General features: G+C 68.0%; 21 protein-coding genes. 6 read left to right on the top strand and 15 right to left on the bottom strand.

The features are described from left to right. The first annotated feature begins 160 nt into the window (after positions 1–160). The gene (locus BLU54_RS10050; protein WP_091907641.1) at positions 161–1,759 is read left to right on the top strand and encodes an efflux transporter outer membrane subunit; all 1,599 of its coding nucleotides are present in this window, start codon (positions 161–163) and stop codon (positions 1,757–1,759) included. Between the two features lie 20 nt (positions 1,760–1,779). Here the strand turns inward: BLU54_RS10050 and BLU54_RS10045 are convergent, their stop codons facing one another. Further along, positions 1,780–2,535 carry a glutathione S-transferase gene (locus BLU54_RS10045; protein ID WP_091908021.1) on the bottom strand — a complete coding sequence of 252 codons (756 nt, stop codon included), beginning with the start codon at positions 2,533–2,535 and terminating at the stop codon, positions 1,780–1,782. A 56-nt stretch (positions 2,536–2,591) separates the two neighbouring features. After that, the gene (gshA, locus tag BLU54_RS10040) at positions 2,592–4,205 is read right to left on the bottom strand and encodes a glutamate--cysteine ligase (protein ID WP_091907639.1); all 1,614 of its coding nucleotides are present in this window, start codon (positions 4,203–4,205) and stop codon (positions 2,592–2,594) included. Positions 4,206–4,799: 594 nt separating this feature from the next. Between gshA and BLU54_RS10035 the strand changes: the two genes are divergently transcribed. Both BLU54_RS10035 and BLU54_RS10030 read left to right on the top strand, forming a co-directional pair. Further along, entirely contained in the window at positions 4,800–5,798 is a 999-nt protein-coding gene (locus BLU54_RS10035; protein WP_091907637.1) for a serine/threonine protein kinase, read from the top strand. 214 nt (positions 5,799–6,012) lie between these two features. Continuing rightward, positions 6,013–6,228: a DUF3185 family protein gene (locus BLU54_RS10030; protein WP_091907636.1), complete on the top strand. Its 216-nt coding sequence runs from the start codon at positions 6,013–6,015 to the stop codon at positions 6,226–6,228. Between the two features lie 6 nt (positions 6,229–6,234). On the opposite strand, the gene BLU54_RS10025 is transcribed toward BLU54_RS10030, so the two are convergent. Further along, positions 6,235–6,999, bottom strand: a complete 765-nt coding sequence (locus BLU54_RS10025; RefSeq protein WP_091907634.1) for a phytanoyl-CoA dioxygenase family protein — start codon at positions 6,997–6,999, stop codon at positions 6,235–6,237. Between the two features lie 273 nt (positions 7,000–7,272). Between BLU54_RS10025 and BLU54_RS10020 the strand changes: the two genes are divergently transcribed. Next, positions 7,273–7,473 carry a hypothetical protein gene (locus BLU54_RS10020; RefSeq protein ID WP_091908019.1) on the top strand — a complete coding sequence of 67 codons (201 nt, stop codon included), beginning with the start codon at positions 7,273–7,275 and terminating at the stop codon, positions 7,471–7,473. Positions 7,474–7,826: 353 nt separating this feature from the next. Here BLU54_RS10020 and BLU54_RS10010 read toward each other — a convergent pair whose 3' ends face one another. From BLU54_RS10010 to BLU54_RS09990, 5 genes are all read right to left on the bottom strand, one after another. After that, on the bottom strand, positions 7,827–9,008 hold the full coding sequence (locus BLU54_RS10010; protein WP_235837883.1) for a hybrid sensor histidine kinase/response regulator: 1,182 nt from the start codon (positions 9,006–9,008) through the stop codon (positions 7,827–7,829). Next, entirely contained in the window at positions 9,008–9,619 is a 612-nt protein-coding gene (locus tag BLU54_RS10005) for a chemotaxis protein CheB (RefSeq protein ID WP_091907630.1), read from the bottom strand. The genes BLU54_RS10010 and BLU54_RS10005 overlap by 1 nt, the downstream gene beginning before the upstream one ends. Next, on the bottom strand, positions 9,616–10,440 hold the full coding sequence (locus tag BLU54_RS10000) for a CheR family methyltransferase (RefSeq protein ID WP_091907628.1): 825 nt from the start codon (positions 10,438–10,440) through the stop codon (positions 9,616–9,618). Before BLU54_RS10000 ends, BLU54_RS10005 begins: the two co-directional genes overlap by 4 nt. 145 nt (positions 10,441–10,585) lie before the next feature. Then, positions 10,586–13,789, bottom strand: coding sequence for a response regulator (locus BLU54_RS09995; RefSeq protein WP_091907626.1), 3,204 nt, complete (start codon positions 13,787–13,789; stop codon positions 10,586–10,588). Positions 13,790–13,886: 97 nt separating this feature from the next. Next, on the bottom strand, positions 13,887–14,810 hold the full coding sequence (locus BLU54_RS09990; RefSeq protein ID WP_091907624.1) for a LysR family transcriptional regulator: 924 nt from the start codon (positions 14,808–14,810) through the stop codon (positions 13,887–13,889). Positions 14,811–14,999: 189 nt separating this feature from the next. On the opposite strand from BLU54_RS09990, the gene BLU54_RS09985 reads away from it, so the two are divergent. After that, positions 15,000–15,578, top strand: a complete 579-nt coding sequence (locus BLU54_RS09985; RefSeq protein WP_091907622.1) for a YceI family protein — start codon at positions 15,000–15,002, stop codon at positions 15,576–15,578. Positions 15,579–15,701: 123 nt separating this feature from the next. Here the strand turns inward: BLU54_RS09985 and BLU54_RS09980 are convergent, their stop codons facing one another. Beyond that, positions 15,702–16,595, bottom strand: coding sequence for a LysR family transcriptional regulator (locus BLU54_RS09980; protein ID WP_170845099.1), 894 nt, complete (start codon positions 16,593–16,595; stop codon positions 15,702–15,704). 332 nt (positions 16,596–16,927) lie between these two features. Between BLU54_RS09980 and BLU54_RS09975 the strand changes: the two genes are divergently transcribed. Then, entirely contained in the window at positions 16,928–17,995 is a 1,068-nt protein-coding gene (locus BLU54_RS09975; protein WP_091907618.1) for an arginase, read from the top strand. Between the two features lie 177 nt (positions 17,996–18,172). On the opposite strand, the gene cydX is transcribed toward BLU54_RS09975, so the two are convergent. The 6 genes from cydX to BLU54_RS09945 all read right to left on the bottom strand — a co-directional run bounded on the left by cydX (position 18,173) and on the right by BLU54_RS09945 (position 24,019). After that, positions 18,173–18,301, bottom strand: coding sequence for a cytochrome bd-I oxidase subunit CydX (cydX, locus tag BLU54_RS09970; RefSeq protein WP_091907616.1), 129 nt, complete (start codon positions 18,299–18,301; stop codon positions 18,173–18,175). 23 nt (positions 18,302–18,324) lie between these two features. Then, entirely contained in the window at positions 18,325–19,428 is a 1,104-nt protein-coding gene (gene cydB / locus BLU54_RS09965; RefSeq protein ID WP_091908014.1) for a cytochrome d ubiquinol oxidase subunit II, read from the bottom strand. Continuing rightward, complete coding sequence (locus tag BLU54_RS09960) at positions 19,428–20,999, bottom strand: cytochrome ubiquinol oxidase subunit I (protein ID WP_091907614.1); 1,572 nt, start codon at positions 20,997–20,999, stop codon at positions 19,428–19,430. Before BLU54_RS09960 ends, cydB begins: the two co-directional genes overlap by 1 nt. Positions 21,000–21,052: 53 nt before the next feature. Next, positions 21,053–21,394, bottom strand: a complete 342-nt coding sequence (gene cydP / locus BLU54_RS09955) for a cytochrome oxidase putative small subunit CydP (RefSeq protein ID WP_139169619.1) — start codon at positions 21,392–21,394, stop codon at positions 21,053–21,055. 628 nt (positions 21,395–22,022) lie between these two features. Next, on the bottom strand, positions 22,023–22,634 hold the full coding sequence (locus BLU54_RS09950) for an OmpW/AlkL family protein (protein ID WP_091907610.1): 612 nt from the start codon (positions 22,632–22,634) through the stop codon (positions 22,023–22,025). A 197-nt stretch (positions 22,635–22,831) separates the two neighbouring features. Beyond that, a complete protein-coding gene (locus tag BLU54_RS09945; protein ID WP_091907608.1) occupies positions 22,832–24,019 on the bottom strand; it encodes an NAD(P)H-dependent flavin oxidoreductase in 1,188 nt (395 codons plus the stop codon). Positions 24,020–24,244 lie beyond the last annotated feature (225 nt).

The following is a 24,244-nucleotide window of genomic DNA, read 5'->3' as shown; positions in this document are numbered from 1 at the left end:
GGCGCGCAGCCGATACCGTTCCCGCCACAACCGAGCCACCTGGCAGCCCAGCAGCCCAACCCCCGCCCGTCTCGCCGTCGCCTTTCTTGCCAACATGTCCATTCGGTTCCGCGTTCCGCCACTGTCCCAGTTGCAGGCCTTCGTCCCGCCTTCCCGGTTCATGCCGCGTGGCATGGCGACAGCGAGTGTCTGTTGCGTGGCGCTGACCGCGCTGGCCGGTTGCATGGTCGGGCCTGACTACGTGCGGCCCGAGACTTCGGTGCCGGCCAGTTTCAAGGAAGCCGATAACGGCTGGAAGGTCGCACAGCCGGCCGACGCGCTGCCACGCGGCGACTGGTGGCGGGTGTTCGACGATCCGACCCTCGCTGCGCTGATCGAGCGGGTCGACGTGTCGAATCAGAATCTGGCGGCGGCCGAAGCATCGTGGCGCCAGGCCCGCGCGCTGGTGGACTACGCGCGCGCCGGACTGTTTCCGACTGTCAGCGCAAACGCCAGCCGGACCCGCAGCAGCAACGGCGGCGGCAGTACCGCCGCGAGCAGCTATTACGGCGGATCGTCGAGCAGCGTGCGCAACTCCTACACGGCCAATCTCGCCGCGTCCTGGGAACTGGACGTATGGGGCAGCGTCCGGCGCGGCACCGCCGCACAGCGAGCCAGCGCGGAGTCGGCCGCCGCGCAGGTCGCCAATGCCCGCCTGTCGGCGCAGACCACGCTGGCCCAGACGTATTTCCAGTTGCGCGCCGCGGATGCGCTGCAGGCCCTGCTGGACGACACCGTCGCGGCCTATCGTCAGAGCCTGACGCTGACGCAGAACCGGTATGCGCAGGGCGTGGTCGGCCGCGCCGACGTGATCCAGGCGCAGACCCAGTTGCAATCGGCGGAGGCTGCCGCGCTCGACAACCAGAGCACGCGCGCCACCTATGAACACGCGATCGCGGTGCTGGTGGGCACCAACCCGTCGACTTTCTCGCTGGCCGCCGCGCCGTTGGATGCGGAGCCGCCGAGCATCCCCGCGGTGCTGCCGTCGACGCTGCTCGAGCGCCGGCCGGACGTCGCGGTGGCGGAGCGGCGTGCCGCCGCCGCCAACGAGCAGATCGGCGTGGCGCAGGCCGCCTTTTTCCCGACGTTGACGCTTGACGCGCAAGGTGGCTTCCAGAGCAGCACGTTCTCAAACTGGCTGACCGCGCCGGCCCGTTTCTGGTCGCTCGGGCCGTCGCTGGCCGCGACCCTGTTCGATGCGGGCGCGCGCCGGGCGCAGGTGGAGGCCAACCGCGCCGATTACGACAACCAGGTCGCGCTCTACAAGCAGGCGGTGCTCGAAGCGTTCCAGGACGTCGAGGACCAGTTGGCGACACTGCGCGTGCTGGCGCGCGAGGCGACGATCCGTCGTGCGGCGGTCGAATCGGCAACGCAGGCGCTGGCCATCGTCAACAACAGCTACAAGGCGGGCACCGTCACCTTCCTCGACGTGCTGACCGCGCAAAACACCCTGTTCTCATCGCGGCAGAGTCTGGTCGAGACCATGGGCCGGCGCATGGTCGCCAGCGCCGGTCTGGTGAAGGCGCTGGGCGGCGGGTGGGACGGCGATGTCAGCCACGTTACGTCGCCTGCATCGCCTGCGTCGTCAGCATCGGCGGCCGGCGCGCCGGCCGCCGATGCCGCCACCGGACCGGTTGCTGAACCGGTCACTGAATCGGTCACCGAATCGGTCACTGCTCCGGCGGCGAGCGCGGCGCCGGTGGCCGGTCGCGCGGGCTGAGCCGTCGGCAGCGGCTCGACTCAGGCGCCTGCGTCGGCGCGAGGCTCCCGATCGAGTTCGGGATAACGGCGAAAAATGCCTTCCTCGTTGAAGGCCAACCGCCGCGGCGAAGCGAGGTAGTCGCGCAGCCGCTGCCGAGCCGCAACCCGGGTGCGCAAGGCCGCCACGCGCGGGAAGCGGCTTGCCGCATCGGTCATGCCGCGCGGGAAGGCATAGCTCAGGCCCTCGACCAGTTGGAACAGCGAGAGATCGGCATAGCTGATGGTCTTGCCGACCAGCCACTTGTCGCCGGCCGGATTGCGTGACAGCACGCGTTCGAAGTAAGCGAGGAACTTCGGCATCCGGCTGTCGATGAAGTCGCCTGCGCGCGCGCGCGCCGCGTCCTTCTGGTCCTCGTAGTAGAGGCCGCTGGCGATCGGGTGGTGGGTGTCGTGCGCTTCGGCTACCGCGTCGGCGATGGTCAGCTGCAGGGTCTGCACGAACAGGCGCTCGGCCGGGGCCTCTGGCACGAGACCGAGGAGCGGGCCCAGGTAGGCCAGAATGTTCGCGGTCTGCGCAACGACGATCTCGCCGTCCACCAGGAACGGCGGCGCAAACGGCAACGCCGGCGGATGCTGCGCGTCTTGCGACGGATCGAGCCAGTCCGTCAATGCGCCCATGCCGTCGTCGCCTTCGCGGGCGATGTCCCGGTAGGCCGCGCCGGCGTCTTCAAGGGCGAGGCGCACGAACTCGCCGCGCCCCTGCAACATCGGCCAATAGTACAAGGTGTATGCCATCTCGCCTCCGCTTGCGTAGCTGTCCGTGACGGGGCGCAACCGGCATGCCCGTTCGATCAGGCGGCGGGTCCGGACAGGGCGGCCACGTAGTCGTCGAACGGCATTGCCGCCGGATCCGTTTCCAGTGCGCGTTGCGCGGCAATCGACTGCTCCGCGAGCTCGCTCAGGCGACGGTGCGTGTCGACGCTGGACCCTTCGTTCTTCAGCGTGGTGGCGAACTTGAGCGCCTGGGACACGCCGAACTCGATGAAGCTGCGATGTCCGTCCTCGAGGGCGGCCAGCACCTGCGCCGAAGGCGTCAGGCTGACGTCGTCGAGCTTGGCGCGCTGCCGGGCGACCGCCTGCCGGTAAGCGTCGCCGCCGGTGCGCAAGTCCAACCGGTCCGCTACCGCGGCGACCTGGTCGAGCACGGTCAGGCCCCAGTCGCGCAGCGCCACGTCGTCTCCGTCGCGTTCCAGCGTCAGGCCAGGGCGTCGTCCCAACTTCGCGACGCGCGCGAAGTTGCGGTCGTCGGCCGGTCGGCTGTCGCCGAGCAGCGGCGGCATCAACGCGCACATCGTGAGGAACGCTTCCATGAAGCGACCGGTGGCCGGCGCGATGCCCACCGCCTCGAACGGGTCCAGATCGAGCGTGCGCGCCTCGACGTACTCGATGCCGCGCCGCGACAGCGCGGTCAGCGGTCGTTCGCCCGGCTGCGTGGTGCGCTTCGGCCGGATCGTTGCATACAGCTCATTCTCGATCTGCAGCAGGTTGCCGTTGAGTTGCAGCCAGCCGCCGGCCGCATCGCGTACGCCAGCTTGCTGGTACGGCGGATAGGGCTCGCTCACTGCCGCGGCGATCGCTTCCAGGTAGGCATCCAGCGCGTCATGCCGCGGCCGGTAGCGTCCCTGCACCGCACGGTTCTGGTAGCCCAGGTCGCTCATCCGCAAGCTGGTCGCGTGAGGCGCGACCAGGGTGTCGGGATCGCGCTCGATCAGGTCGAACCGCTCGTGATGGCGGCCCTGCAGGAAGCTGGGATGCAGGGCCGGCGAAGCGCCGAACAGATACAGAAGCAGCCAGCCGAAGTGCTCGAAATTGCGCATCAACGCCAGATAGCCGTTGGAGCGGAAGGTTGCGAGCGGCATGTCCTGACCGGCGGCGCCCGCGTCGGCGCGCAAGCGCTCCCACAAGCCGTCGTCGATCGAATAGTTGAAATGGATGCCCGCAATGCACTGCATCGTGCGGCCATAACGGGTCGCCAGCCCAAGGCGATAAACGTGCTTGTAGCGGCCCTGGTTCGAAGCGCCGTATTCGGCAATCGGAATCTGATTGTCGGGTGGCAGACGCGACGGCATCGACAACGGCCAGACCAGTTCATGCTCGAGGTTTTCGGCCACGAAGCGGTGCAATTCGCGCAGGCGGTCGAACACCTGCGGCAGGCGCGCCAGCGGCGGCGTGATGAATTCGAGCAGGGCTTCGGAGTAGTCGGTGGTCAGCTCAGGATGCGTCAAGGCCGCGCCAAGCGCAGGCGGATGAGGCGTGTTGGCCAGCCGACCATGGCCGTCGATGCGCAGCCCCTCTCGCTCCACGCCGCGCAGGCCGAGCGCGGGCAGCGGCGCCGCTTCGTCGAGCAGCGTCAGGCGACGCGCGAATTCCCCGGCGTCTGCGTCATCGAAAATCGTTTTTTGCATTGTGTTGAAGCGAATCCGGTAAAGACCTTGGGCGCCGCGCGCCCTGCCGGGCGACCCCACGCCGGGCATGGGGCACTTTATCATCTTGCCTGTCGCGGCGCTTTCGGCGCCACGACGCCCGGCGCACGGGCCTCGCAGCACCTTTCGGGATGGCCGGAATCGGCTGTGCGGATGCCGAAGACGGTGGTCCGCGGCGCACGGTGTCGGTGCCGAAAGTGCGCGCTCGCGCTACGGCTGCGGACCCGAATTGATCGCGGTGGGTGCGTGCCGCGCCACCGCGTTCGACGCGGGCCAGCCCCGCACGACGGTGCTCACGCAACGCATGTGTCGGCGTCGCGCCATCTGCATGCCCGGCCTGGCCCCCGCCACCGTCCCTCTCTGGAAAGCCGACATCGACGACGGCGGGCCGTGCAGTGATGCGCGCAAACCACGTTGTGCCAAAAACCACTGCGCCGTCGCGATTACTTGTTGCGTCGCACCATCGGCTTGGCTATAGTAGGAACCGTCTCCTCCATGTCTCCTCCTGATATGGATTCAACCCGCCTTTCGAGGCGGGTTTTTTTTTGGCAAAGTGTGGTTGCACGGAGTTGGTCAATGTCCGAATTCACCCGCGTCGACGATGTGACACCTTTTGCCGATCTGACGCCCGAGCGTGTGCTCGATGCGGTGGAGGCGGTCGGGCAGCGCGCCGACGGTCGCCTGCTGGCGTTGAACAGCTTCGAAAATCGCGTGTACCAGGTCGGCCTCGAAGATGGTGCCTGCGTGGCGAAGTTTTACCGCCCACATCGCTGGAGCGATGCGCAGATCGCCGAAGAGCATGCGTTCACGGCCGAACTGGCCGAGGCCGAAGTGCCGGTCGTGCCGCCGCAGCGGATCGCGGATGCCACACTGCACCACGCCGAAGGGTATCGCTTCGCGCTGTTCCCGCGGCGTGGCGGTCGCGCCCCCGAGCTCGACGCACCGGGCGTGCGCCGGCAGCTGGGCCGCTTCATCGGCCGCATCCATGCGCACGGCGCGCGCGCCGCCTATGTGCATCGGCCAGCGCTCGATCTCGATACGTTCGGGCATCAGCCGCGCCGCTTCCTGCTGGATGGCGGCTTCATTCCGGACGATCTTCGTGCGGCATGGTCGGCCGTCTCCGAGCAGGCGTTGGCGAGTGCGGCGCGCGCCTATCAGCGTGCCGGCGATGTCGCCCTGCTGCGCCTGCATGGCGATTGCCACGGCGGTAACGTGATGTGGACCGATGCCGGCGCGCACTTCGTCGATTTCGACGACAGCCGCACCGGTCCGGCAATCCAGGACCTCTGGATGCTGCTGCCGAGCGGCACCGACGACCCGCGCCCGGCGCTGGCCGAAGTCCTGGCCGGTTACCGCGATTTCGCCGATTTCGACGTGCGCGAGCTGCATCTGATCGAAGCGCTCCGCACCCTGCGGCTGATCCATCACAGCGCGTGGCTGGCGCAACGCTGGGACGATCCGGCCTTCCCCGCCGCCTTCCCATGGTTCGGCACGTCGCGGTATTGGGAGGAGCGGATTCTCGAATTGCGGGAACAGGTGGCCGCCGCCGACGAGCCGGTCGACTGGCGACTGTGACCGTCTGCGCGGCGCGCAGACGCCGCCTGCCGCGCCGGCACCCAGCCGTACGTGGCACACCATACGGACCCGGCGCACCACACGGGCGTGGCACACCATACGGACCCGGCGCCGGCGAAGCTGGCATCATCTAGCCCGGGTCCGCCGCAGTTGTGCCCGTCTTGCGCCAGGCCGGCGCCCGCTCCGCCGCTGTCGCGGCACTCCCGCTCAAGCGATGCTACGTGTCCTCAGTACCCTCTTTTCCGTCGTTGTGCTGCTGATCGGCGCGATGCTCTGCTACTCGGGCGTGCAGTCGTATCACTCCTTCGAGGACGGTCTGACACGGCTCTTCACCGGCTCATCGACCGACACCACTATCTGGCTGCTCACCGGTGGCGTGGTGATGCTTGCCGCGGGGCTGGGCGGCCTGCTGTTCGGGCCGCGCCGCTGAGCGCACTCAGTCGAGGGGCACTTCGGGTTTGGCCGCCGAGCGGGTGCCGGGCACTGGCGTATTGCTCACGCCGTGGTAGGTAAACACCAGCGAATACTTCACCGCGTCGGACAGGTTCTGCCCGGCTGAATGCAGCGTGTTGCAGTGGAAGAACACCACGTCGCCGGCCGCCAGGGTCGGGCAGACCGCATGCTGGATCAAAGTGGCGTTTTCGGCGTGGTCGTTGCGAAAGAACTTGGCGTCGTCGAAGCGTTCGCGCGGGAAGTCGATGCGGTGCGAGCCCGGAATGAACCACAGGCCGCCATTGCTTGCCGTCTCGTCGCCGAGCGCGACCCACGCCGAAACCAGTTCGTCGCGAGTGAACGACCAGTAACGCGCGTCGCGATGCCAGCCGGTCAGGCTGCCGTGACGCGGATGCTTCGTCATCAGGCAGTTGTGATGGGCGCGTGACAGGACCGCGGGCTCGCCGAAGAAGGTCCGCATCCAGCCACGAATATCGGCGAGTGTCGCGATCTCGGCGAACGCGGGCGAGCGTCCGTAGGCATCGAGCAGCCGCCGCACCGTGTCACCGCCCAGTTCATCGCGCGACGCCGGCGCCCCCGGATAGCGAAGGTCGGCTTCCAGTTCGAGCGGCGCCGCGCGGCGCGCCAGCTGCGCCGCCGCGACCTCGCGCAGCCTGCCGACGGCAGCGCGGTCCAGCAGCCCGGGGACGACGACGAAACCCTGGCTGAGCAAGGTGCCGATCTGTTCTTTCTGTGTCTGCGCCGCCATCGTGTCCGTTCCTGACGCCGTCCGCTGCGGGGACGGCTGGAGACGCATTCTACGGCGGTCGAGGCGATCGTGCAGCGCGGCGCCAGGGTCCGGACGCTGCCGGGACGGCGCGCGGCGCGGCGCCGCCGACGCGGCATTCCGCTCGTGGACGGGCTCGTGGACAGGCATGACGTGGGGCCGGACTGGTGTTTTCCCCGGTGCATGATGGCCCCGTCGCGTTCCTATACTGGCAAGCATCGGCAGACGCATGACGTCGTCCGCCGGGAGGAAGCCATGACATTCCCACCGCTGCTGCACGTGCTGTCCACGGGCAATCTGCTGCTGTTGATTCCGATGGCGCTGGCCGGCGCCATCCTGCTCGGCGCCGTGCCGCTTGCTTCACGAGTCGGCTGCAGTGCGATCCGCGCAGTCGGCGCCGTGGCCGGCGCCCTGCTCGCGTTGATCGTGTTGGAGGCGTTGCCGGCTTTGATCTGAGGTCGCCTTGCGGCAGCAGGCCGCGGCGACGCCAGCAAGTCGATGACGGCGTCCTGTTGTGCGACAGGACATCGGATGTGCGCTGCGCCGGTGCGCGATGACCGGGCGCAGGCATCACTGAACGGGCGGCTCGCGCCGCACCGTCGCCGGCCGCGTGCCGGTACAACGGTGGCATCCCTGCCGCCTGCCGGGAATACGGATGTCGGGTCCGTCTTCCCGGCACCCCTTCTGCGCCGCCGACGCTTGCCGACGCGCGCCGGCCTGCCAGCGGCCAGCGCGGCGGTTATTGCAGCGGTTCTCGCGGCAGTCGTCGAGCCGAGCAAGCCGATCGAGCCGGACAGCCTGCCGCGCTGTCAGGCGGGCGGCGGCCGTCGCGGCAGCGTGATCATGAACGTCGTGCCCTCGGTAATGCTCGAGTAAAGCTCGATGCGTCCACCGTGCGCGTTGACCAGTTCCTGGGCGATGTACAGGCCCAGTCCCAGGCCCCGATCGCTGCCGCGCGCCACCTCGTTTTGCGAGAGACCGGAGAACGGACGGAACAGCGTGTCGCGGATGGCCGGGTCGACCATGCCGCCGTTGCTCACCGCGATCTGCACCGCGTGACGATGCGTGCCGTCGATCTCGACCGTGATCGGCTCGTTGCGGTCGCCGTGGCGGATCGCATTGCCCACCAGATTCGACAACACCTGGGCGAGCCGGTCGCCGTCCGCCACCAACATCGTGTCGCCGCTTGCCGTGAGCCGTAGCGCGGCCTGGCCGCCGACCGCCTCGAACTCGGTGATGATGCCGCGGCACAGCAGCTGTGCGTCGGTCGGCGTCGGTGCCAGTGTCAATTGGCCGGATCGAACCCGCGCCACGTCGAGCACCTGGTCGATCATGCGCGCCATGCGCGTGCCGCTGGCGTGGATGCGCTGGGCGGCCGTGAGGAGCCGCTTGTCGTCGCCGGCCAGATGCGACAGCAGCTCGGCCGAGGCCAACACGGCGGCCAGCGGATTGCGCAGGTCGTGGCCGAGAACCGCGGTGAAGATTTCGTTGGTGCGGACGATCTGCTGCCAGGCGTCGAGCTGCTGCGCCAGCTGCAGCTTCTGCGCCTGCAACTGCACGAACACGTCGACCTTGCTGCGCAGGATGTGCGGATCGAACGGCTTGTACAGGAAGTCGACCGCGCCCGCCTCGTAACCGCGGAACGTGCGCATCGCATTGCGGTCGGTCGCCGTCAGGAAGATGATCGGCACGTGGCGCGTGCGCGGGCTGCCGCGCATCAGTTCGGCCAGTTCGAAGCCGTCCATGTCGGGCATCTGCACGTCGATCAGCGACAGCGCCACGTCGTTGCCGAGCAGCAGTTCGAGCGCCTCGGAACCCGACGAGGCACGCAGGATTTCCACGTCGGGACGCTGCAGCAACGCCTCGAGCGCAACGATGTTCTGTTCGACGTCGTCGACGATCAGCAGTTTGGTTTGCGGTACCGCCGCCGTCGTGTCGGCCGATCGCTGGATCAGGCCGGATTCCAAGCCAACCATGTTGTTGTTGTCCATCAAGCGCGCCCGCGGCCGAACGCTTCGATCAAGCGTTCGGCCATCTGTGGCAGGGTAAGTATTTCGTCGGCTGCGTCCTGGTCGATCGCGGCCTGCGGCATCACCGCCGCGCGCGCAGTCTCGGGCGACTGCACCCAAGCGTGGCCGCCGCCCTGGCGGATGGTCCGCAGGCCCGAGGCGCCGTCGGCGCTGGCGCCGGTCAGCAGCACGCCCAGCAACCGTGCGCCGTAGGTCCAACTGGCCGATTCGAACAGGACATCGATCGACGGGCGCGAGTAGTTCACCGGCTCGTCGACCGAGAGGGAAAATACTTTATCTTGCTCAAGCAACAGATGATAGCCTGCCGGCGCGAAATAGATCGCGCCCGGCAGTGCCGGTTCCTTGTCGCCCGGTTCCAGCACGCGCGCCCCGCAGCGCTCGTCGAACAGCCGCGCCAGCTCGCCGCGGCCGTCCGGCGGCACGTGTACCACCACGATGATGGCGACCGGCAGCACCGCTGGCAGACGGGGCAGCAGTACGCCCAGCGCCTCGACGCCGCCGGCCGACGCGCCGATCACGACCGCGTCGACGCGCTTCGCGGTGGGCAACCATGTCTTGTGCTCGGTGCTCATCGCTTCTGATAGATCCGCGCCGGCGCGTCGAATTCGGAGAAGGCGTCGTTGTGCTTCGAGAAGCGCAGGCTTTCCTTCGAACCGAGGCCAAGGAAGCCGCGCCGCACCAGTGAATCCGCGAACAGTCCGACGGCGCGGTCCTGCAGCGGCTGATTGAAGTAGATCAGCACGTTGCGGCAGGACACCAGGTGCACCTCCGAAAACACGCTGTCGGTCGCCAGGCTGTGGTCGGCGAACACCACCTGCCGCTTGAGCCAGCGGCTGAAGCTCGCCGCGCCGTAGTTCGCGTGATAGTAGTCGGACAGCGAGGCCCGGCCTCCCGAGGCGAGGTAGTTGCGCGAGAACGAAGCGATCCGGTCGAGCGGATAGACGCCTTCGGCGGCGGCGCGCAGGGCCTGCGGATTGACGTCGGTGGCGTACAGGATGGTGCGGTCCAGCAGCCCTTCCTCGTGCAGCAGGATGGCCAGCGACCAGACTTCCTCGCCGCTGCTGCAACCGGCCACCCAGACCTTCACCGACGGATAGGTCTGCAGCATCGGCATGACCTTTTCGCGCAGCATGCGGAAATACGACGGGTCGCGAAACATCTCGCTGACCTGCACCGTCAGATATTGCAGCAGCCGTGCGAAATCTTCCTGGCGGCGGAGGATGCGCCCCTGCAGCTCGGACAGCGTCTCGCAACCGAAGTCGGCGGTGGCCTGGGTCAGCCGCCGACGCAGCGACGCCAGCGAATAATCGCGGAAATCGTACTGGTATTTGAGATAGATGCCTTCGAGCAGCAGCTTCAGTTCGATATCGAACGATTGCAGCGATGAAACCATGACAGTCAACCTTGGAGCCGGACAACCGCGCGGTGCTGCCGGGGCACCGCCGCGCGGGATGGGAACCGGCTGGCCGGGACGGTGTCGCGCTGTCGCGAAGGCGGCGACGACACGACGATCCGGCCCGACCGGCCGGAGCGGCTCCTCAGTGAGACAGCCACACGCGGCAGAGTGAAAGCAATTTCTCTACCTCGATCGGCTTGGAGATGTAATCGTTGGCGCCGGCGTCCAGGCACCGCTGGCGGTCCGAGGCCATTGCCTTGGCGGTCAGCGCGATGATTGGCAGCCGTTCCAGCTTCGGTTGGGCACGGATCATCCGCATCGCGGTGAGGCCGTCCATCTCCGGCATCATGATGTCCATCAGCACCAGGTCGACTGCTGGCTCGCGCTTCAGGAACTCGACCGCCTCGCGTCCGTTGCGGGCAATTTCCAGCTTCGCGCCGAGCGGTTCGATCACATGCGAGAGCGCGAAGATGTTGCGCACGTCGTCCTCGGCCAGCAGGATGCGCCGCCCTTCGAACACGGAGTCGCGCTGCCGCGCCTGCCGCAGCATGCGCTGCTGGTCGGCCGGCAGGTCCGATTCCACGCTGTGCAGGAACAGCGTTACCTCGTCCAGCAGGCGTTCCGGCGACTTCGCGCCCTTGATGATGATCGACTTCGAGTACTGCCGCAGTCGGCGCTCCTCGTCGGGCGTCAGCGACCGGCCCGTATACACGATCACTGGCGGATAGCTGTGCGGCGCGCCGTTGGCCATGTCGCGCAGCAGGTCGTAGCCGGAGCCGTCCGGCAGCGTCAGGTCCATCACCACGCAGTCGAAGCGCTTTTCGTCGAGCTTGGCCAGCGCATCGGCGATCGTGCCGACGCCGTCGATCTCGACGTCGTTGGCCTTCAACAGCAGGCCGATGTTCTCGCGCAGCTGCGGATCGTCCTCGACGATCAGGATGCGGCGGACCTGCTGCGCGAGACGTTCTTCCAGCCGCCGGATGGCCTGGCTGAGTTCATCGCGCGCGGTCGGCTTGAGCGAATAGCCGATCGCGCCCAGATGCAGCGCCGCCTCGACGTGATCCGCCACCGACGCCATGTGGATCGGCAGGTGGCGCGTCTTCGGGTCGCGCTTCAGGCGTTCGAGCACGGTCAGTCCCGAGTCGTCGGGCAGGCCGACGTCGAGCAGGATGCCGCTGGGCTGCAGTTCCTCGGCCAGACGCATGCCTTCCGCGCCGGTGGTGGCATGCACGCAGTCGAAGTCGAGTTCATGCGCGAGGTCGTACAGGATGCGCGCGAAGGCCGGGTCGTCCTCGATCACGAGAATCACGCGACGATCCTGGCTGAGCTTGTCCCGATCGTCCGGGATGCCCGCGGCGGGCGGCAGGGTGGCGCGCGCCGGCGCTTCGGCGGCGGTCGGCCGGGCGGCGCCGCGCGCCGACGCGCCGGTGTCGCGAACCGGCTCCGCGCGCGACAGCGTCGGCGTCACGATCACGGAACTGGCGGTACGCGCCGGCGTCGCGGGCAGCGGCTGGGCCGGCTTCGGCGCCGGCGCCGGCACTTGCGCCGGGCTGGCGGCGGACGGCTTGTGGCTGTGCTGCACCGGGATCGTCAGCTCGAACGTGCTGCCCTGGCCCGGCTGGCTCGTCACGGTGATTTCACCGCCGAGCAGGTGCGCCAGTTCCCGCGAGATCGACAGGCCCAGTCCACTGCCGCCGTACTTCCGGCTGGTGGTGCCGTCGGCCTGGCGGAAGGCTTCGAAGATGACGGCCTGGTGCTCGGCGTCGATGCCGATGCCGGTGTCGCGCACGGTCAGCCGCACGCGCTCGCCGGGCGCGCCCGCGACGGCCAGGGTGACCTCGCCGTTCGAGGTGAATTTGAACGCGTTGGACAGCAGGTTCTTCAGAATCTGCCGCAGGCGCTGGTTGTCGGTGATCAACTGCTGCGGCGCGTCGCTGGCAATCTCCACGCGCCAGCCGAGCCGCTTCTCGCTGGCGACCGGCTCGAAGGTGGTCGACAGCGTCTGCACCAGCGATTCGACGGTGAACGGCTCCGCCTCCACTTCCATGTGGCCGGCTTCGACCTTGGCCAGGTCCAGAATGTCGTTGATCAGCGACAGCAGGTCGGTGTTCGACGAGTAGATGGTGCTCGCGTAACGCACCTGCTCGGCGCTCAGGTTGCCGTCCTTGTTGTCCTGTAGCAGCTTGGCCAGGATCAGCGAGCTGTTCAACGGCGTGCGCAGCTCGTGCGACATGTTCGCCAGGAACTCGGACTTGTACTGGCTTGCCCGTTCGAGCGCGCGGGTATTTTCCAGCAGCGACTGCTGCGCGGTGAGCAGTTCCTGCTTCTGGCGATCCAGGCGTTGCGCGTGCTCTTCGAGCTGCACGTTCGTCTGTTCGAGTTCGGCCTGCTGCGTTTCGAGGCGCGCCTGCGAATCCATCAGTGCCCGGCCGCGCTCCTCCAGTTCCTCGTTCGAGACGCGCAGTTCTTCCTGCTGCACCTGCAACTCCTCGGCCTGATGCTGCGTCTCGACCAGCAGATTCTCGACCCGGGCCCGGGTGATCGCCGCGCGCATCGACATGCCGATGTTCTCGGCCGACAACTGCAGCAGCTCGATCGCGTCGTCGAAGTGCGGCGCGTCGCCGACGAAGCCCATCTCGATGACGCCGACGACGTCTCCGTCGGCGCTGAGCGGCGAGGCGAAGACATGGCTGGTCACGCCCTCGCCCAGCGACGAGCCGACGCGCAGGTAATCGGCGGCCAGCCCGCGGCTGGTCAGCGTCTGCCGGTCGACGATCGCCTGCCCGGCCAATCCCTCGCCGATCGACAGGCGCGTGGGCGCGCCGTCGTTCGGCAGCGCCCAGGCCGCGATGCGGCGCAGTTCGCCGCCGTCGAGCATGTAGGCAGTGGCGACGCGGGCGCCGACGAAGGTGACCAGGGAGCGCAATGCGTTGTTGGCGATTTCCTCCGGCTGCGTCAGGCCGCGAATCGCCGCGGTCACCTGCATCTGGCCGCGCTGCAGCCAGTTCAAATGCTGCGTGCTGGCCCGCGCGCGGATGTAGCGCACCGCGAACAGCGAGGCCGTCCACAATGTCACCAGGCCGATGATCCGGTTCGAGACCGGCATCCACGGCGCGATGCCCGGCGTGAACGTGAAGCCGAGGGCGATCATCACGGTGCTGGCCAGCGCGATGGCCAGCGGAATCCAGACCGCCTCGACGAACAGGCAGAGGCCGGCCGGGATGATGTACAGGATCCATGCCGAAAGCCCCGGCGGCGTCAGGATGTCGCCGGCGTAGACCGCCAGCACGAGCGCAAGCAGGACGCTGAAGGCAAGCAGGTTTTTGTGAGTAGAGGTCTGCGGCATGAGGGTCCGTCGATGACTGGATGAAGACGCGGTCTGCCGAAGCGGGACAGCCTGAAGATAATACAGAAAGTCCGCTGAGCGGGTACCCTGCCCGGACTCACTCGCTGCCCGTGCTGCCGGGCAAGGCGGCCGAAGCGGCCGTGATGCGCTCGGCCAGCCAGCGCGAGGCCGGCCCGAGCGGCGAGTCGGCGCGGTGGATCAGCGTGAAGTTGTATCGGAAGGCGGGCCGGTCGGCGGGCAGCAGGCGCACCAGCCGTCCCGCCGCGAGGTCGTCCTCGACCATGTGCGGCGGCATGTTGCCCCACCCCAGGCCGGCCAGCAGCAGCCGGTGCTTGGCGCCGAGGTCGCCGATGCGCCAGCTGCGCGCCGCGTACACGCCGAAGTTCTGACCCTCGGTCAGCCGGCTGCGGTCGGTGAGGACCAGCTGCGTGTGCTCGCGCAGCACGGCGGTCGGGATCGGTCCGCCCAGCGTGGCCAGCGGGTGCTTGCGCGCGCAGACCGCGATCATCAGGAACGAGCCGATGCCGCGCGGCACGAACGTGTCGGCCCAACCGAGGCTGGGTCCGCTGATGCCGAACGTGCACGAGCCTTCGCCAACCAGTTGGCGCACGCCGCCGAGTGCCTCGATGCGCAGGCTCAGGGCGACGGTGGGAAAGGCCTCGGCGAAATCCTCCAGCGTCGTGGTGAGCGCGTCGATCGGATACATCACGTCGACGGCCAGCGACACCTCGGCCTCCAGTCCTTGCCGGATGCCGGCCGCCCTCGCCTGCATGTCCCGCATCATGGTCTCGACACGGCGGGCATCGCTGAGCAGCGCGTGACCGGCTTCGGTCAGCACCGGCCGGCGCCGCGCCCGTTCGAACAGGCTCACGCCAAGCGCCGCTTCGAGGGCGGCGACACTGTAGCTGACCACCGACTGGGCCCGCCCGAGGCGCTCGGCGGCGATCGTGAAACTGCCTGCGTCGGCGACGGCGGCGAACGTGCGCAGCTGCTCGATGGTAGGTCCGCGTACGTCGTCCATATCCAATATTTCGATTGTGAGAATCTATTCTAGGCGATTGCATGGATGCTGAGATGCGGCTAACGTGCGACTGCTACGTCGTGCGAGCGTGGCTCACCGTGGCATCGATCGCTGCCGACGCAGCGCGCGTCGTGGGCGTCCGCCGCCGGCACCGATCCTTTTTCCGCAACACCCAGCGAGGCATCTATCTTGAAGAACCGACTCATCGTCGCCGCCCTGGCAGGCCTGATCGCCAGCCCCGCCTTTGCCCAGAGCGTCACCTACAACCTGGATCCGAGCCACACCTACCCGAGCTTCGAGGCCGATCACTTCGGCGGCGTGTCGGTATGGCGCGGCAAGTTCCGCAAGAGCGCCGGCAAGGTGGTACTGGATCGCGCAGCGAAGACCGGCAGCGTCGAGGTGACGATCGACATGGCGTCGGTGGACACGGGCAATGCGCCGCTCGACAAGCATCTGCAGGGCGCGGAGTTCTTCAACGTTGCGCAGTATCCGCAAGCCGTGTTCAAGGGCGACCAGTTCAAGTTCGACGGCGACCGTCCGACCGAAGTTGCCGGCACGTTGACGATGCACGGCGTGACGCGGCCGATCACGCTGAAGCTGGACAGCTTCAAGTGCTTCACGAATCCGATGCTCAAGCGTGAAGTGTGCGGCGCGGATGCGAAGGCCGAGTTCAACCGCGACGACTTCGGCATCGACTACGGCAAGAAGTACGGCTTCAACATGCTGACCAAGCTGCAGATCCAGGTCGAGGGCGTGAAGGCCGACTGATCGCCACCGCGTCGTCATTCCAGCGTCGTCCCTGCGTCGTCGCGACCGCGCCGTCGCGGCGACGCGGCGACGCGGCGATGATGCGGCAAGCGCCTCGCCAGCGCGGGGCCGCGCGATCGGCGCTCAGCCGCTTTCTAGCGCGGCAATCGCGCGCAGCAGCATCGCGCTGCGTACTTCGTCCTGCGCGCCGACGCGTGCGATCCGATAGACCGTGTCCTGCGTCGTAGGACGCGTGACGAAACGCACCGCGACTACCTCCTTCCCGACCGTCCGCAACATGTATTCGGGTACGACCGACAGGCCGCGACCCGCCGCGACCAGGGCAATCGCCTCTTCGATTTCGCTGCACCGCGCCGCCGAGCGCAGCCGCTGCGGCATGGCGCCCAGGGTGTTCTCGAACCAGCGCCCGAAGGTCGACTCGCAGTCGTCGTAGGAAACGAACGCGCAGTGCGCCAGCCACTGCGCGATTGCGGCCGTATCCGCGCGTTCCCCGGGCACCTCCAGCCCGGCTGGCGCAATCAGTACCAACGCATACCGGTAGACGAGCGCAAACGACAGCGTGTTCGACGCGGCCACCGTGTAGCCAAAGCCCACATCCGCGCGGCCGTCCCCGACGGCCTGCACTACTTCGGTGTCGCTGCCGAAGCGCAGTTCGATCACGGTGTCTTCGAATGCCGGTTGCGCCAGCAGCGGCGTCAGCACATAGCGGCCGAATGACGAGCCGGTCGCGATGCGCAGTACCGGCCGCGCAGTGCCGCGCTCGTCCACCGCCTGACGCAGCGCATTCAGTTCGCCGATGAAACCGGTAACGTGAGCGAACAGGCGCTCGCCGAGCGCGGTCGGCAACAGCCGACGCGCGCCGCGCTCGAACAGCGGTGCGCCGAACCACGCCTCGAGCTGGCGCATCTGGTAGCTGACCGTCGAGGGCGTCACATGCAGCGCCTCGGCGGCGCGCGCAAAGCTGCCCGTTTCGAACGCAGCCACGAATGTATCGAGATACTTGGTCTGGACCCGCATCGCCGCCGCGCCTCCATGCGTCCGCTGCCTTGCGCGGATCTTACGCCCCGCACCCCGGCATTGCGCCAGCGATCGAAAAATTCGAAGGCTCGCGACGAAACATTTCGCTTTTCCGTCACTGCCACGCTGCCTAGAATGCGCCGGCCCGAGACAATCATGTCGCCGGGTGCGCGCGCCGCCGGCATGCTGCATGCGTGCCGCCGATGGCCGGCCGCCGTTATCCGTGCGCCATCAGCCGTGCGCCATCAGCCGTGCGCCGTTACCGGTGCGCCGTTACCCGTTCCGCACGGCCGTCGCGGCCCGCCGCATCGATCCCGCAGCCAGGACCCGCCATGATCAGTGAACGCGAATTCGCCAGCCGCACTCCACGCCAACTGCAACTGATCGCAGCCGAACTCGGTGAAGGCGCGCAGCGCACCGGCTGCAAGGCGGGCCCAAGGGCCCTGTTGCCGTTGCTGGCTGCGGCGTTGCGCGAAGCGGGACACGGCCTCGCGCCGATGCGTCTGATCGCCTCGCGACCGGCGCCGGCCGACGACAAGCTGACGACCGTCGCGGACTTCGTGCCGCGCCTGGCAGCGGTCGTCGCACAGGCCGCGGGTGCGCCGTGCGCTGCGTCGCGCCCGCCGGCATCGGCCGCGTCATCCGCGTCATCCGCGTCGTCGTGCGCTGCGGCGCCCGCCGCTGAAGCCGGTGCGTTTCCGCTCGTGATCGGCGGCGATCACTCGTGCGCCGTCGGCACATGGAGCGGCATGGCCCACGCCGTCGCGTCGGCGCATGGCGCGCGGTTGCCGCTTGGCCTGGTGTGGATCGATGCGCATCTCGACAGTCATACGCCGGCCACGTCCGAGAGCGGCGCGCCGCACGGCATGCCGCTCGCCGCGCTGCTGGGCGAAGGCGATCCGCGTCTTGCGGCACTGGGCGGGTGGCGCGGCAAGGTGTCGGCGACGCACGCAGTGGTCGTGGGCGCGCGCAGTTTCGAGGCCGGCGAAGCGGCCCTGCTCGCCCGCCTCGGCGTTAGGGTCATCGACGCCGTGGAGGTCGCGGCACGCGGCGTATCCGCCTGTCTGGCCGAGGCGCGCGGCATCGCCCGGGCCGCGCCGGGCGGCTATGGCATCAGCCTCGACCTCGACGCATTCGATCCGCTCGATGCGCCCGGCGTCGGCTCGCCGGCGCCGGGGGGCCTGCCGGTTCGCGCCACGATCGACGCGCTTGCCGGTCTCTACCGCGATGTCCGCCTGCGCGGCTTCGAACTGGTTGAATACAATCCTGCGCTGGACGTCGACGATCGTACCGCGCGGCTGGCGAGCGCGCTGATCGCCAGCGTCTTCGGCCGCATGTCGCGCAGTACCAGGGGGCCAGGCGCGGCCGGCGCCCGCGCGGCGGTTGGCCTCGGCGCATGACCTGACCAGGCGTCGGCGCCCTGCCCCGCGCGGTTCGCACCGACGGCGCGCGCGGCGGCGTCGGCGGGCGTGGATGATCGATCCGCAACCTGTCCGCGTCCCAATGAACAAGGCCGCACGACGGATCGTGCGGCCTTGTTCATGACTGCCGCGGCCCCGGCAAGAAGCCGGTCGCCGTCAGGGTTTGTCGATCCGATTCTCCGCAACGATTTCCGCGAAATCGCCGCGCGCTTCGAACCACAGCGCGCTGACCAGACCGAACGCCAGCGCAACGCCGACGCCCAGGATCCAAGTGAAGTACCACATGGCGTGCTCCTTTTCCGTAAGCGTCAGTACATCGACGCGCTGTTCTGTTCGATGTGCTGCTCGGACACCCGGCCGCGCATCACGCGGTACACCCATGTCGTATAGATCAGGATGAGCGGCAGGAACACGATCACCGCGAACAGCATGATCTGCAGCGTGCGCTGGCTGGACGTCGCGTTCCAGATCGTCAGGCTGTGCGCGAGATCGAGCGATGACGGCATGATGAATGGAAACATCGAGACGCCGGCGGTGAAGATGATGCCGGTGATCGACAGGCCGCAGGCCACGAAGGCGCTGCGCTCGCGCCTGCCCCATGCCGCGCACGCGGCGAGCAGCGCGCCAGCGGTGCCGACCGCCGGCGCCGCCCAGGCCCATGCGTTGAGGCCGTAGTTCGTCATCCAGTAGCCGACGCCGCGTTCCGGCGCGCCGCTCGCGGTCATGCGCAGCCCCGGCAGTGCCAGCGCAACCCATACGCCGGCCGCGACGAAGAGCACGGCGGTCAGCAGCGAGGCAACGATCTGCACGCGCCGTCCGCGCTCCGCCACCTTGCCTTCGGCCTTCACTGCCAGAAAGGCGCCGCCATGCGCGACCAGCATCGTTACCGACAGGACGCCGGCGAGCAGCGCGAACGGGTTCAGCAGCTGCCAGAAGGTGCCGTGGTAGCTCGCCCGGTGATCGATATCGATCGCGAACGGCACGCCCTGCAGTAGGTTGCCGAAAGCGACGCCGAACACCAGCGCCGGTACGAAGCTGCCCGCGAAGATGCCCCAGTCCCAGAATGAACGCCAGCGGCGGTCGTTCAGCTTGTTCCGGTAGTCGAAGCCGACCGGCCGGAAGAACAGCGAGAACAGCACGAGCAGCAATGCGACATAGAAGCCCGAGAAGGCGGTCGCGTAGACCACCGGCCAGGCCGCGAACGTCGCGCCGCCGGCCGTGATGAACCAGACCTGGTTGCCTTCCCAGGTGGCGCCGACGGTGTTGACGACCACCCGGCGCTCGCCGTCGCGCCGGCCCACGAACGGCAGCAGGATACCCACGCCCATGTCGAAGCCGTCGGTGAGGGCAAAGCCGATCAGCAGCACGCCGATCAGCAGCCACCAGATTACTTGCAGTGTCGTGAGGTCGATCATGCCGGGCTCCTTTCGAGCGCGGCGTCCGCCGCCGCATGCGAGGGCGTCGCGACCGGGCCGCGGCGCGCATATTTGAACATCAGGAACATCTCGACGATGAACAGGAAGGTGTAGAAGAACACGAAGCCGGCCAGACTGAAGTACAGATCGCCGACGCTCAGCGTCGAGGCCGACAGGTGCGTTGGCAGCACGCCCGCGATGGTCCACGGCTGACGGCCGTACTCAGCCACCACCCAGCCCAGTTCGGCGGCGAGCCACGGCACCGGGATCAGCCACGGCAACAGCCGCAGGAACCAGCGGTGGCGCGGCAGCAGCAGCGTGCGGCGGGCATACAGGTAGAACGCGAAACCGAAGCTGCCCAGCAGGATCAGACCGAAGGCCACCATCAGGCGGAAGGAGAAGAACACGGGCGCGACCTTCGGCACCGTGTCGTTGGCCGCCATGCGGATCTGCTCGGGCGTCGCGTCGACCACCTTGTCGGTGTACCGCTTGAGCAGCAGGCCGTAGCCCAGGTCCTGCTGATAGGTGTCGAACGCGTGCCGCACGTCGGGCGAGGTGTCGCCGGCGCGCAGCTTCTGCAGCGCGGCGAACGCCTTCATGCCGCGCTCGATGCGCGCCGCATTCTCGATCTTCAGATCCTTCAGGCCGATCACCGGCTCGTCGATCGAACGCGTCGCGATCAGCCCCAGCACCCAGGGAATGCGAATCGCGTAGTCGGTCCGTTCCTCGGCCTGGTTCGGCAGGCCGAACAGCGTAAAGGCGGCGGGCGCCTGCGCGGTTTCCCACTCCGCTTCGATCGCCGCCAGCTTGACCTTCTGTACTTCGCCAGTGGTATAGCCGGACTCGTCGCCGAGCACGATCACCGACAGCGTCGACGCCAGGCCGAAACCCGCGGCAATCACGAACGAGCGCACCGCGAACGGCACGTGCCGGCGCCGCGCGAGGTAGAACGCGGAGATGCCGAGCACGAACATCGCCGCGGTCGCATAGCCGGCGGACACGGTGTGCACGAACTTGACCTGCGCGACCGGATTGAACAGCAGCGCCGACAGGCTGCTCAATTCCATCCGCATCGTCTCGTAGTTGAAGTGCGCGCCGACCGGGTTGTTCATCCAGCCGTTGGCGACCAGGATCCACATCGCGGACAGGTTCGAGCCGAGCGCGACCAGGAAGGTCACGAACAGGTGCTGTACCCGGCTCAGCCGTTGCCAGCCGAAGAAGAACAGGCCGACGAAGGTCGATTCGAGGAAGAACGCCATCAGCCCTTCGATCGCCAGCGGCACGCCGAAGATGTCACCGACGTAGTGCGAGTAATACGACCAGTTGGTGCCGAACTGGAACTCGAGGGTGAGGCCGGTGGCAACTCCCATCACGAAGTTGATGCCGAACAGCTTGCCCCAGAACTGCGTCATCTCCTTGTAGATGACGCGCCCGGTGAGCACGTAAGCAGATTCCATGATCACCAGCATCCACGTCATGCCGAGCGTCAGGGGTACGAACAGAAAATGGTACAGGGCCGTGACGGCAAACTGTAGCCGTGAGAGGTCTACGACCTCGCTGCTAATCATGAGAGGCTCCTTCGGTACGGCGGGTGATCGGAATGGACATCGTCAGGTCGAACTCAATGCGGCATGCGCGGCGTCGCGGGGGCGTCGGTCGCGTCCGCCACATTTGTCACGGCGCCGGCAGCCACCGCGTCGAGGTGGCCAGCGGCGCGGGTGCCGGGCACGGCGGCGGTGCTGGATGGGCCAAGCAATGCACGCGCGACGGTGTCGCTGGGCAAGCGCATATGCGGTGCGGCGGGATGAGAGAAAAACAAGGCGCGCATCACCAGCAGCAGGATCAGCTTGCAGACGAGCAGCAGCCCGATCTCGCGTGCCAGCGGTTTGCGCCACCACGCGGTGCTACGGCGCGGCGGCGCTACGGTGGGCGAGGCGAGGGGCTCGGAAGGGGAGGCGGACATGATCGCGTCGTGGCTGAGCGGGCGGGGGCAGAATCCTGCCGGCGTCGCCATGTTCGATCGTTTGCGCGCGCTTTTCGATGACCTAAATCAAGCGGGCACGGAGCCGGCAGCAGCACGCGACAACAGACCGCAGGCGAGGGTGCGGACCCGAACGGACAGGGGCAGACGGCGACAGCGTGACGCGCCGGGCGGGGTGGGTCACCCGCAGGCCGCGCGCCTACCAAGCGAAGGCTGGCGACCACGCCGTTCAGCGCCGCGCTTCATGCGACCCTTCATGCCGCCCTTGCGCAGGCAACGCAGCTAGCAACGCAGACAGCAACGCAGACAGCAACGCAGGCAGCAACGCAGGCAGCAACGCAGGCAGTGGTCTGGGCAGCGGTGCCGGCGCGCGGCGGATCGAGCGGCCGCGGGCGGCGCGTTGCGCTCGCGCGGTGGCAGGCACGGTAGAGAGAAAGGAGGGAACAGCGGGACGAACGGCGGGACGAACAGCGGGACGAACAGCGGGACGAACAGCGAGGGCGCACACCAACGTGGCACACCGATCTGAGAAACGACGCGGCCGGCATCGCGCCGGCCGTTCTCGCACGCGCCGATCGTGCGTCGGCCGCGTGACAGGAGAGCGCTCCGCTCAGAAGCGCATGCCGACGCCGACGCCCACCACCCACGGATTGATCTTCAACGTGCCGATCGGCTGACCACCGAGGCTCGCGTCGGTCTTGATCCAAAGCTTCTTCACGTCGGCGTTCAGGAACCAACGGTCGGTCAGCTTGTAGTCGAAGCCGGCCTGCAAGGCGCCGCCGAAACGACCCGTCTTCACCGAGACGCCCTGGCCGCCGGCGCTCAGGTCGTTGTCGTAGAACATCGTGTAGTTGAAACCGGCGCCGACGTACGGACGGAAGGTGCCGGCCGGGTTGAAATGCCATTGCAGCGTGAGCGTCGGCGGCAGGTGGCTGATCCGGCCCAGGCTGCCGATGTTCGACGTCACCTTGTGGCGTGCGGTGCCGAGGATCAGCTCGACGCCGATGTTGTCGCGCACCATGTACGTGAAGTCGAGCTCGGGCACGGTCGACGGGTTGACGTCGACGCCGAGCGTCGAGAGCGTGCCGCTCGTCGAGACGTCCGGCTGGATGCTGATCGCACGTGCCCGCACCAGGATGTCGCCCTGCGCGGCCATCGCCGGCTGCCCCGCGGCGATGAGAAAGGTCGAGAAGAGGGCGAGGGCGATGCGGTGCGGTTTCATGACGTTTTCCTTGTTTCGTGTGACGACAGGGAAAGTCTAGGCATCGTGCGAATCGCGGTCTTGATGCGAATCAATGTCTGACCGCTTTGTGACCGGGCGTCGCGTCGCTGCGACGCCCGCAACCGCTCGTCCGCCATGCAATATGACATGTCATCAGCGCGCGCACGGCGCTGCTACCGGCCGTCCTTGGCTGGCACTCAGCCAGCGGCGGGCAGCACCGCCGGGCGGCGATCGTTGAGCAGCAGATCGAGTAGTTCGCGCACCGAACGAATCGTGTTGCCGAACGGCAGCGCTTCGGCGCCGCGGAAGAACAGGCCCTTGGCCCGATCGCCGTGCAGCGCCGCGGCAAGATGCAGATCGATGCAGAACTGGCCGAAGCGTTCGACGCCGTCGCGAAGGCCGCAGGTGCTGATGCAGTTCAGCCCGGTCGAGCAGGCGCGTGTGCGGCCCGCCAGCTTGCTGCGCAGACGATTCTCGTTGCGCAGGTATTTCTCCAGCCACGGCGTCTTGACCGCGCGGGCCGGCAGACCGGTGACGCTGACGAAGGTGGTGATGTCTTCCGGCGCCGCATCGGCGAGGATGCGCTTGAATTCGGGATGCGCGTCGCCTTCGGCGGTCACCGCGAAGGGCGTGCCGAGCTGCACGCCGTCCGCGCCCGCCACCATGCAGGCGCGCACCTGGTCGTGGCTGTTCACGCCGCCCGCGACGATCAGCGGGATTGCGCCGTCCGCGATGCCGAGGTCGGCGAACAGCGCGCGCGTGTCGGCCAGCACGCGCGGAAAGTCGAAGCGCGCGTCATGGCAGGCTTCGGTGTCGGCCGCGCCGAGGTGGCCGCCGGCATGGCCCGGGTGCTCGATGACGATCGCGTCGGGAAGACGGTTCTTGCGCAGCCAGCGTTTGAGCACGATCGCGATGCCGCGTGCGTCGGACAGGATCGGGATCAACGCGATGTCGTGTCCGGCGGTCAGCTCCGGCAGATCGAGCGGCAGGCCGGCGCCCATCACAATGGCGTCGGCGCCGCTCTCGCAGGCCTGCCGCACATAGGCCGCGTGCGAGGTCACCGCCTTCATCACGTTGACCGCGATCATGCCGCGGCCTTCGGCCAGCGTGCGCGCCGCGCGGATCTCGCGGTCGAGGGCAACCAGGTTCAGCGCATCGAGCGTGGCCTGGTCGTGGACCCCCTTGCTCTGCGCGAGCAGGTCCGGGTGATGGTGCCGCAGGTCGATGCTGGCGATGGTGCCCATCGCGCCTTCGCGCGCCACGGTACCGGCCAGTCGGTGCGCCGAGATGCCGATGCCCATGCCGCCCTGGACGACGGGCAGAAGCATGCGACCGCGAATCGTCAGCGGCTTGAACGGGGACGAAAGAGGCGAGGGGGTGTGCATCGAATGATGTCCGGAAGGAGAGGCCGGCCGTCGAAGCGGCTGGCGTGAAGGCCGAGGCGCCGAGCGCGACCGGGCGAGGACCCGCCGGCGTGCGTCTGCTGGCCGAATGCTGAGGTGTACTTGGCGCCGCCGCCGTGCGAGTGCTGCGCGATGGGTGCGGCAAGTTCGCGCCGGCCCCGGCGGAGCAGGAGCCCGGCGGCGCGCGCGCGCACTGCCGTCATGATC

It is taken from the genome of Chitinasiproducens palmae (genome assembly GCF_900095735.1).
In the GTDB taxonomy this organism is placed as follows: Bacteria; Pseudomonadota; Gammaproteobacteria; order Burkholderiales; family Burkholderiaceae; genus Chitinasiproducens; species Chitinasiproducens palmae.
Note: the sequence above shows the minus strand (reverse complement) of the source record. Positions and strands in the feature narration are given on the sequence as shown.